Source organism: Kitasatospora sp. NPDC024654, assembly GCF_055559155.1.
Genome location: NZ_JBVHLF010000030.1, coordinates 53,410 through 62,819, shown reverse-complemented (window position 1 = coordinate 62,819; position 9,410 = coordinate 53,410). Strand labels below are relative to the sequence as shown.

Sequence of the window (9,410 nt, the reverse complement as noted above, 5' to 3'; positions counted from 1 at the left end):
CGTGGGATTCCCGCCCACCACCAGGGACTTCGCAACAGAGCCAGGACCCCAGCTGCCCCCCCCCCCTCTCGCCACGCCCCACCCCCCCCCCCCCCCCCCCCCCTCCCCCCCCCCCCCCGACCTCGCCCCCCCGCTGCAGAGCGAGGTCCGGCGCCGCGGGATCCCTATCCGGCACGCGGCGCGGCTCACCTCCGTCACCGAGAACGCGACGGGCGTCACGGTCACCTTCGCGGACGGCGACTCGGCCAGCGGCGACCTGGTCGTCGGAGCCGACGGGCTGCACTCCACCGTGCGGTCCCAGCTCGACCCGACCGCGGCGGGGCCGGACTACGCGGGTCAGCGTGTCTTCTACGGGTACACCACCGAGGCGGCGACGCCCGACGACGCGGCGGGCCGGATCACCATGGTTCGCGGCAGCGGCGCCGCGTTCGGCTACCTGGTCTCTCCCGCCGGCGAGACCTTCTGGTTCGCCCGGGTACCCGGCCCGGCGCTGACCGCCGAGGTGGTCGCCAGGACGACGCCGGGGCAGTGGCGGGATCACCTCCTGCCGATCCTGCGGCCCGATCGCACGCCCGCCGCGGACATCGTCGCGGCGACGGACGACAAGCTGATGGCGACCAACGCCCTGCACCTGAACCCCGGTACCCGCTGGCACGGCCGGCGCACGGTGCTCATCGGTGACGCCGCCCACGCGGCCTCGCCCGCGACCGGCCAGGGCGCTTCGATGGCACTCGAGGACGCCGTGGTGCTGGCCAAGGCGCTGCGCGACGCGGACACCCCCGGCGCGGCGCTGGACGCCTACGAGCAGCACCGCCGGCCCCGCGTCGAACGGAACATCACGGTGAGCGCCCAACTCACCGCCAGCAGGACCCCGGACCGGACCCCGCCGCCCGGCACCGACGGGCCACCGGCGCGGGACTCCGAGCGCCCCGCCCCACGGGTGGACGAGGAACTGCTGCGGCTCCTCGACTGGGACACCCCGCTGCCGGGAACGCGTCGACCCGCCTGAGGAGCCCCGGTGGCAGCCGGGCCGGCGCCGGACCGGCAGCGGGTGCTAGCGGGCGAAGTCCTCGGTGAGGATGCGCTGTTGGAGGCGGCGCAGGGCGGTTCCGGGTTCGAGGCCGAGTTCCTCGTGGAGCGTGCGGCGGGCGCGCTGGTAGAGGTCGAGGGCGTCGGCGCGGCGGCCGCACTCCAGGAGGGCGATCATCTCCTTCTCCCAGAGGCCCTCACGCAGCGGGTTGGAGCGGCGCAGGGCGCGCAGTTCGGCGAGCGTGGCGGCGTGGCCGCCGATCCGGTGGCTGGCGTCGATCCGCATCTCGGCGGCGGCCAGGCGGGCCTCCTCGAGGCGTTCGGCCTCGGCCCGGACGATGGGAGAGGTGGGGACGTCATCCATGGCGCCGCCGCGCCAGAGGGCGAGGGCGTCACCGAGGGCGGTGAACGCCCGCTGGTCGGCGCCGGTGGCGAACAGGCCCTGGCCCTCCGCGTGCAGGACCTCGAAGCGGTGGGCGTCCAGCCGGGCGGGGTCGAAGACCAGCCGGTAGCCGGGGGCCTTGGTGACCAGGACACTGCGGTCCCGGTCGCCGAGTTGGTGGCGCAGCCGCATCACGTACTGCTGGACCAGGTTGCGTTGATCGAATTTCTGCTGCGCACCTTCGTACCAGAGTTCCTCGACCAGTCGCTCGATCGAGATGACCCGGCCGGAGGCGGACAGCAGCACGGCTAGCAGGATCCGGATCTTCGGTGTTTCGACGGGCTTCCAGACCAGCCCGTCGAACAACTCGAGTGCCCCGAGAATCCTGAAGGCGTTCACTCTCGACTCCGCTCGAAGATCTTGGGGTTGGCGATTGCCAACCGGTCTTCGGGCAAGGGCATTGGTCGGCGCCCCCTCGCCATCTCGTCATAATATCCGCAAACGATCCAACCGTTGGGGAAGTGACGACCGAGGGAAGTGGCGACCGGTCGACGGTAGCGACCGAAGACCTTCCGTCGGTGCGCGGGCCCGCGCACCGACGGAAGGTCGGACTGCCGCCGAAAGCCGTCAGTCAGTCAGCACCGCCGCACCGTTCGTCCCCGGAGCGGGCGCGGGATCCGGCGCCTCGGCGGAGGAAGGGGCGGCGGCCGGCTGACGCCCCGGCAGGAAGAGGGCCGGCAGCAGCGCCAGCGCGGTGAAGAGCATCGCCCACCAGAACGGCGCCCCGAAGGAGCTCGCCAGGCCGTGGGCGACCGGGCCACCGGGCTTCACCTGATCAAGACTGCGCACACCGACCGGCAGCCTGCCCTTCAGCTTCTGCTGCAGGACGACGGTGAGCACCGTGGTGCCCAGGGAGGCACCGATCCGCTGGAAGACGTTGAACGCGCTCGTCGCGCTGGGCGCGGTCTCCCGCGGCACGCTGGCGAAGGCGACCGTCATGGTCGGCAGCATCGAGGCCCCGAGGCCGAACCCGCGCACCACCAGGGTTCCACTGAGCAGCAGTTGGTCGGGGTGGCCGTTGATGAGCGCGTACGGCACGGTACCGAGCACGGCGAGCAGGATACCGATGACGGTCAGGTTCCGGACCCCCAGCCTGGCGGTGAGGCCGTTCATCAGGACGATCGCCACCAGGTAGCCGATGCTCTGCGGGAGCAGCAGCAGAGCGGACGTCAGCACACTGGTGCCGCGCACCACCTGGAAGTACATCGGCAACGGGATGAGCACGCCGTACATCGCCATGCTCATCAGGATCCCGGCCAAGGTGCCGGACCTGAAGTTGGGAACGGCGAACAGCCGCAGGTCCAGCAGCGCCTCCGAGCGGCGCCGCAGCCCCCGCACGGCGAAGAGGACCAGCAGCACGGCGCCAGCCGCCAGGCCCCCGATCACCCTGCCGGAGCCGAAGCCGCCGGCCGAGCCTGCTTCGGAGAGACCGTAGATCAGCAGGGCCAGGCCGGGCAGGAGCAGCACCAGGCCGGTCACGTCGAGTTTGGCCGCGGCCGAGGGGGCGACCGGGTTGCGCACCTTGGCCAGCACCAGCGCGATGGTGAGCACGCAGAACGGCACGTTGATGAAGAAGATCCAGCGCCAGCTGACGTGGTCGACCAGGATGCCGCCGAGCGAGGGACCGATCAGCGGGGCGAACAGGGCCGGGACGGTGACGATGGACATCAGCCTGCCCAGTCGCCTGGGCCCGGCCGCCTGGGCCAGCAGCGCCTGGCCGACCGGGACCGCCAGGCCGCCACCGACGCCCTGGATCACCCGGAAGACGATCATGCTGGAAGCGGACCAGGCCAGTCCGGAGAGCAGTGAGCCGATCAGGAAGACGGCCTGGGCGAAGATGACCGTCTGCTTCGCGCCGAACCGAGCCGTGGCCCAGCCACTCATCGGGATCGCCGCGGTGATCGCGAGCAGGTACCCCGTCACCACCCACTGGACGGTGGGCAGGTCGGTGTTGAACACCTTGGCGAGCGGCCCGATGGCGACGTTGATGATGGTCGCGTCCAACAGACTGGCGAAGCCGCCTAACGCCATGATGCCGCTGAGCCACCAGAGTTCTGGAGTGATGCGGTCGGAGGCGGCCGTCTCGGCCGGCGCCTGGGCTGTGTTCACGAGTGGTCTTCCCCTTCGATGCTCGACCCCGGAGCGTCATGGTTCCACAACACTTGTCATCTGCGCAACAGTTGTCGAATAGTTCGCTCCGGGGCCTGCCGCCGGGGCCGATGACGCGGCGGCGAGCAGCTGCTCCGCGATCGCGTCGAGGATCCGCCGGCCCGACTCCGCCAGGAAGAAGTGGCCGCCGGGCACCCACGAGAGGTGGAAGCCGGCCGTGGTCTCCGCCGCCCAGCCGGCCATGGCGGCCGCGGTGGCCATCGGGTCGGCGGCGCCCACGAACCCGCGGATCGGCACGGTCAGCCGCTCGCCCGGCCGCGGTCGGTAACCCGCGAAGACGGCCAGGTCGGCCCGGAGCACCGGCAGCACCCGGGCCAGCAGTGTCGGCCGGGCCAGCACGCTCTGCGGAGTGCCGCCGGCGCGCCGCAGCCACCCGGTCAACTCGGCGTCCGAGCCACGCCACTCCGGCTCGGCGCGCAGCGAGTTCGGCGCCACGGCGGCACCGACGAAGAGCGCGAGCGGCCGGCGCGAACGGGGCGAGCGGGCCAACTCGTGTGCCAGGGCGAGGCCGACGATGCCGCCCATGCTGTGGCCGTAGATCCCGTAGGGGCGGTCCAGGTACGGCTCCAGGGCGCCGGCGAGCTCCTTGGCCAGCACCCGGGCGTCGTCGAACGGAGGCTCGGCGAGCCGCCGTTCGCGCCCGGGCAGTCGCACCGCGAGGACCTCCACCTCGGCGGCGGCCCCCACCGCGCCGCCGGGTGCCGCGCGCTGCCAGTCGCGGTAGATCCCCGCGCCGCCGCCCGCGAACGGCAGGCAGAACAGCCGGACCGGCCGCGCCGGACCGAGCCCGGCCGCCGGCCGGATCCAGGGATCCCGTGCTCCGCCCACTCCCGCCCCCGCCGCCATCCGACCGCCCCTCTCCGTCCAGCCGCCCGGATGCGCCACCCCGACCGGGCCGTCGCCCCCGACCGTGCCACCGCCCACCCGGTCCACGCAGCCGCGAACGAGCTGACCGTGCGAGGGCCGCGGGGGTGACCCGGGTGACCTGACCGGTCGGGTACCTCGATGTGCGCTCCGCCGCGCCTTCGCAGGGGCAGTCCGTTCGAGGGGTAACGACACCGGCGCAGCGGGCGAGACTCGGTCAGCGAACGTCAATTCCCCGAGCCGATAGGTGGATCATGAGAGCAAGTTCCGGCGGGACGGCGGTCCGCCTGGCGCGGCTGTCCCGCCACTGCGACGAGCGCTTCCTCTTCGTACCGATGGATCACTCGGTGGGCGACGGCCCCATCGTCGCCGCTTCGCGCTTCAACGCACTGGTCCGCACCGCGGTGGAGGGGGGTGCGGACGCCGTCGTGGTGCACAAGGGACGGGCCGCGAGCATCGACCCGGCCCTGCTGCGGGACTGCTCGCTGATCGTGCACCTGAGTGCCAGTACCGCCCACGCGCCCGACGTCGACGCCAAGGTGCTGGTCGGTGACGTCGAGGAGGCGATCCGGCTGGGCGCCGACGCGGTGAGCGTACACGTCAACATCGGCTCCGACACCGAGAGCCGGCAGCTGGCCGACCTCGGTTCGGTGGCCGAGGCCTGCCGACGCTGGAACGTGCCGCTGCTGGCGATGGTGTATCCGCGCGGCCGGCGGATCGCCGATCCGCACGACCCGCTGCTGCTCGCCCACGTCGTCAACGTGGCCGCCGACCTCGGTGCCGACCTGGTGAAGACCACCTGGTCGGCGCCACTGGAGCGGATGGCGGAGGTGGTGGCCAGCTGCCCGATCCCGGTGCTGGCGGCCGGCGGTCCGAGTGACCGCGGCGTCGACCCGGCCGCCTTCGCCACCGGCGTGATGGCGGCCGGTTGCGCCGGACTCGCCGTCGGGCGCGCCTTCTTCGAGAGCGGCTCGCCCGCCCGCGTCATCCGCGCGCTGTCCGCCGTGGTGCACCAGGCCCCGGCCGGTACCCACGACGGCTCGCTGACCGCCGACGGGCTCAGCCCGATCCAGCCCGTCCCGGTCCGCTGAGCGGACGGCCGGGGTCCTCGTGACGGCCCCGGCCCCGGCTCCGGCCGGCGCAGCGCTTCGCACAACCATCGACGGAGACACCGCAATGCATGAAGAGACCCGTGAGTTCATCCTGACCGTGATCAGGGACGTGATCAACCTCCCGTTGCCCGACCGGGTCGAGGACGACCTGCCGCTCGGCGAGGAGGGCCTGGGCCTGGAGTCGCTCGCCATGATCGAGCTGGTGCTCCAACTCGAGGCCCGGTTCGGCATCGAGCTGCCCGAGGAGGAACTCGACCCGGCCGTCGTCGCGGACCTCGGCTCGCTGGTGGCGACCGTGGTCGACCGGCGGTCGGCACCGGCGGTCGGCAGCGTGGCCCGGTGATCGCGGAGGTCGAGGTCGTCCGCCTCCTGGAGGACGGCGGCCTGCCCCTCGGCGACTGGCACAGCGACACCGAACTCGTCCTCGACTCGCTCACCTTCACCTGGCTGGTCCACCTGCTGGAGGAGCGCCACGGGATCGTCGTCGCCGAGGAGGACGAGGAGGAGCTGGCCGCCAGTGAGTCCGTGGGCGCGTTGCACCGCAACCTGCTCCGGCTGCTGCCCGCCGGTGCCGGCCGGGAGGAGGCCCACCGTGCCCGCTGAGGTGGCGATCACAGGCTTCGGCGTGCTGACCGCCTTCGGGTTCGGCGCCGACGCGCTGCGCCAGGGCGTCTTCGCGGGCAGGCCCGGATTCGTCCCCGTCACCCGCTTCGACCCGACGCCCTTCCACGCCGACCGGGCCGCCACCTACCAGGGCGCCGGCCCGGAGATCCCGGGCGTCCCGGTCGAGCCCGGGTACACGCCCACCCAGGCCGAGGTGCTGCACGCGTGCACCGCCGAGGCGCTGCGGATGGCGGGCACCGACGCCCTCGGTGCCCCCGTCCTGCTGGGCACCAACGGGGACCACGCGGCGGCCCGGCGGTTCTGGACCGACCACGCCGAGGGGAGCACCGACCCGCGGACCCTGGACAGCCTGCCCGCCGCGCTGCCGCACCGGATCGGCGAGGCGTTCGGCCTCGGCACCCCGCGGCTGGCCTTCGTCAACGCCTGCGTCGCCTCGACCAACGCGATCGCGCACGGTGCCGAGCTGATCCGGCGCGGAACGGTGGACACGGCGGTGTGCGGCGGCGCCTACCTGGTCACGGAGGACGTGTTCGCCAAGTTCGACTCCGGCAAGGCGCTGAGCCGGGAGGGAGTCGTGCGCCCGTTCGCGGCGGGCCGGGCCGGGCTGCTGCAGGGCGACGGCGCGGCGGTGCTGGTCCTGGAGTCCGCCGAGCGCGCCCGCCGGCGCGGGGCCGAGGTGCTGGCCGAGCTGGCCGGTTGGGGCCTGGCGGCCGACTCCTACCACGTCATCAAGCCGCACCCGCGCGGCGAGGGGCTGGCCAGGGCGGCCACCACCGCGCTGCGCCGGGCGGGGCTGGCGCCGCGGGAGATCGGCTACGTCAACGCGCACGGGACCGGCACCCCACTGAACGACGTGGCCGAGACGGCGGCGCTGCACCGGCTCTTCGGCCCGCACGCGCCGAACGTGCCGGTGAGCTCCACCAAGAGCAGCACCGGCCACATGCTCGAAGCGACCGGCGCGGTGGAGGCGGTGATCACGCTGCTCGCGCTGCGGGACGGCGTGTTGCCGCCCACCATCGGCTACCGGGAGCCGGATCCGGCCTGCGACCTGGACTACGTGCCGAACCTGGCCCGCCCGGCCCGGGTCCGCCACGCGCTCTCGCTCAACGCCGCCTTCGGCGGGGTGAACGCCGCCCTGGTGCTGAGGCGGGTGTGAGCGCCGTGCGCAAGCCACCACTCAAGACCGACGCGCAGCTCGCGGAGGGGAACCCGATGCAGACACCACTCGAACAGCCGCTGGTCGTCGTGGCCGGAGCGTGCCTGGCCCCGTGGGGGCCGGCCGCCGACGGCCTGCCCGGTGCCGCACCGGTCGAACTGCCCAACGTCCCGGGCTTCGTGACCTCGCGGTTCAGCCCGCTGGTCGCCACCGTCACGGACGCCTGCCTCGGTGGGCCGCAGGCCGGATCCGGCCTGTCGGCCGCCCGCGCCGAGCGGACCGCGATCGTGCTGGCCACCGTGTTCGGGGACACCACCACCCTGGACACCGCGAGCCGGCGGATGGTCGAGGGCCAGGTGCACAGCCCGCTGCTGTTCTTCCAGTCGGTGACCACCTCCGTGCTCGGCCACCTCAGCAAGCGGTACGGCATCACCGGCCCGATCAGCTGTGTCTCCGCCCGTGCCGAGCCGGCCCCGGAGGCGCTGCGACTGGCCGAGGTCATGCTGGACGACGACTGGCTCGACCAGGTGCTGGTGATCGGCGTGGAGATCGCGGCCAACGAACGCGTCGACTGGGTCCGGGGGCACCTGGGCGACGCGTGCCCGCTCGACGCGCCGCCGCGGGGCGAAGCCGCCGTGGCGCTGCTGCTGCGCCGGGCCGGCGCGGACGACCCCGGCGGGACGGCCACCCGGGCCGACGCCACCGCGTCCGTGCTCTCCGCCTACGGCTGGCTGGCCCCGCTGGCCGCGCTCTGCCCCCAGGCCGGGCGGCAGCCCGCCGCCTGATGTCCCGACCGATCCCACCCGAGGAGTTCCCGTTGGACCGAATCAGCTTCGGCGCCTTCCTCTCACCGCTGCACCCGCTGGGTGAGGACCCGGCGCTGGCCCTCTGGCGCGACCTGGAACTGGCCGAATGGCTGGACCAGTTGGGCTACCAGGAGCTCTGGGTCGGCGAGCACCACTCGGCCGGCTGGGGCACGGTCAGCTCGCCCGAGTTGTTCATCGCCACCGCCGCCGAGCGGACCAGACACATCCGGCTCGGCAGCGGCGTGGTCAGCCTGCCGTACCACCACCCGTTCATGGTCGCCTCGCGGGCCGTCCAGCTGGACCACCTGACCCACGGACGCTTCACCCTCGGTGTCGGAGCCGGCTCGATCCCGTCCGACATGCACATGCTCGGCATCGACCCGGCGGACACCCGCCGTCGCACCGCGGAGTCGCTGGAGGTGATCCACCAGCTGCTGACCGGCGAGGAGCCGGTCACCCGGCGCACCGACTGGTTCGAACTGCGGGACGCCAGGCTGCAGTTGCGTCCGCGCTCGGCGGCCGGGCTGCCGATGGCGGTGTCCAGCGCGGTCTCCCCGTTCGGGATGCGGCTGGCCGGACAGTACGGGATCAGCCCGCTCTCCTTCGGCGTCCCGCCCCGGCCGGGCGCCTCGATCGACGACCTGGCCGGCCAGTGGCGGTACGCCGAGGAGTCGGCGGCCGAGCACGGACGCGCGCTCGACCGCGCCGACTGGCGGGTCGCCCTGTCGGTGCACGTCTCGGAGAGCCGCGCGCGGGCGCTGGACGAGCTGGTCGACGGCTGGATGCGCTACCGCAACGAGTACTGGAGCCTGGTCGGCGCGCCGCCGGTGGACTCGCGGGCGGCGGCCCGCAAGGCGCTGGAGGAGCTGATCGACCGGCGCGCCACGATCATCGGGTCGGTGGACGAGTGCGTCGCGGCGCTGCGGGACGTGCAGAAGACCACCGGCGGGTTCGGCCGGCTGCTGGTCACCGTGCTGGACTGGACGGACCGGGCGGCGCTGAAGCGCAGTTTCGAGCTGCTGGCCCGTTTCGTGGCACCCCGGTTCAACGGCGCGCTGAACGGAGTCGCCGGGTCGTACGCGTGGGTCTCGGAACAGGCCCGGGCCCAGGCGGCCGCCCGCTAGGGAAGGGGGGGGGGGGGGGGGGGGGGGGGGGGGGGGGGGGGGGGGGGGGGGGGGGGGGGGGGGGGGGGGGGGGGTGGTGCGGGG

General features: G+C 73.6%; 10 protein-coding genes. 7 read left to right on the top strand and 3 right to left on the bottom strand.

Annotated elements, in window-relative coordinates:
- Window positions 1–1,009: FAD-dependent monooxygenase (locus ACZ38L_RS19435; protein WP_465694613.1), on the top strand; the 1,009-nt coding region annotated here is incomplete at its 5' end.
- A gap of 45 nt (window positions 1,010–1,054) precedes the next feature.
- On the opposite strand, the gene ACZ38L_RS19430 is transcribed toward ACZ38L_RS19435, so the two are convergent.
- From ACZ38L_RS19430 to ACZ38L_RS19420, 3 genes are all read right to left on the bottom strand, one after another.
- Window positions 1,055–1,810, bottom strand: a complete 756-nt coding sequence (locus ACZ38L_RS19430) for an AfsR/SARP family transcriptional regulator (RefSeq protein WP_465694609.1) — start codon at window positions 1,808–1,810, stop codon at window positions 1,055–1,057.
- Between the two features lie 228 nt (window positions 1,811–2,038).
- A complete protein-coding gene (locus ACZ38L_RS19425; RefSeq protein WP_465694604.1) occupies window positions 2,039–3,580 on the bottom strand; it encodes an MDR family MFS transporter in 1,542 nt (513 codons plus the stop codon).
- A 36-nt stretch (window positions 3,581–3,616) separates the two neighbouring features.
- Window positions 3,617–4,468, bottom strand: coding sequence for a thioesterase II family protein (locus ACZ38L_RS19420; protein WP_465694599.1), 852 nt, complete (start codon window positions 4,466–4,468; stop codon window positions 3,617–3,619).
- Between the two features lie 290 nt (window positions 4,469–4,758).
- On the opposite strand from ACZ38L_RS19420, the gene ACZ38L_RS19415 reads away from it, so the two are divergent.
- The 6 genes from ACZ38L_RS19415 to ACZ38L_RS19390 all read left to right on the top strand — a co-directional run bounded on the left by ACZ38L_RS19415 (window position 4,759) and on the right by ACZ38L_RS19390 (window position 9,326).
- Window positions 4,759–5,595 carry a 2-amino-3,7-dideoxy-D-threo-hept-6-ulosonate synthase gene (locus tag ACZ38L_RS19415; RefSeq protein ID WP_465694594.1) on the top strand — a complete coding sequence of 279 codons (837 nt, stop codon included), beginning with the start codon at window positions 4,759–4,761 and terminating at the stop codon, window positions 5,593–5,595.
- An 85-nt stretch (window positions 5,596–5,680) separates the two neighbouring features.
- Window positions 5,681–5,959, top strand: a complete 279-nt coding sequence (locus tag ACZ38L_RS19410; protein WP_465694590.1) for an acyl carrier protein — start codon at window positions 5,681–5,683, stop codon at window positions 5,957–5,959.
- The gene (locus ACZ38L_RS19405; RefSeq protein WP_465694587.1) at window positions 5,956–6,219 is read left to right on the top strand and encodes an acyl carrier protein; all 264 of its coding nucleotides are present in this window, start codon (window positions 5,956–5,958) and stop codon (window positions 6,217–6,219) included. Before ACZ38L_RS19410 ends, ACZ38L_RS19405 begins: the two co-directional genes overlap by 4 nt.
- A complete protein-coding gene (locus ACZ38L_RS19400) occupies window positions 6,209–7,396 on the top strand; it encodes a beta-ketoacyl-[acyl-carrier-protein] synthase family protein (RefSeq protein ID WP_465694583.1) in 1,188 nt (395 codons plus the stop codon). The genes ACZ38L_RS19405 and ACZ38L_RS19400 overlap by 11 nt, the downstream gene beginning before the upstream one ends.
- A gap of 5 nt (window positions 7,397–7,401) precedes the next feature.
- The gene (locus ACZ38L_RS19395; RefSeq protein ID WP_465694579.1) at window positions 7,402–8,181 is read left to right on the top strand and encodes a ketosynthase; all 780 of its coding nucleotides are present in this window, start codon (window positions 7,402–7,404) and stop codon (window positions 8,179–8,181) included.
- 32 nt (window positions 8,182–8,213) lie between these two features.
- Entirely contained in the window at window positions 8,214–9,326 is a 1,113-nt protein-coding gene (locus tag ACZ38L_RS19390; RefSeq protein WP_465694575.1) for an LLM class flavin-dependent oxidoreductase, read from the top strand.
- Window positions 9,327–9,410: the final 84 nt, after the last annotated feature.

Excerpts from the sequence above, each read along its gene's own strand:
- ACZ38L_RS19415 (WP_465694594.1), top strand. The coding sequence starts at position 4,759 with ATGAGAGCAAGTTCCGGCGGGACGGCGGTCCGCCTGGCGCGGCTGTCC.
- ACZ38L_RS19410 (WP_465694590.1), top strand. The coding sequence starts at position 5,681 with ATGCATGAAGAGACCCGTGAGTTCATCCTGACCGTGATCAGGGACGTG.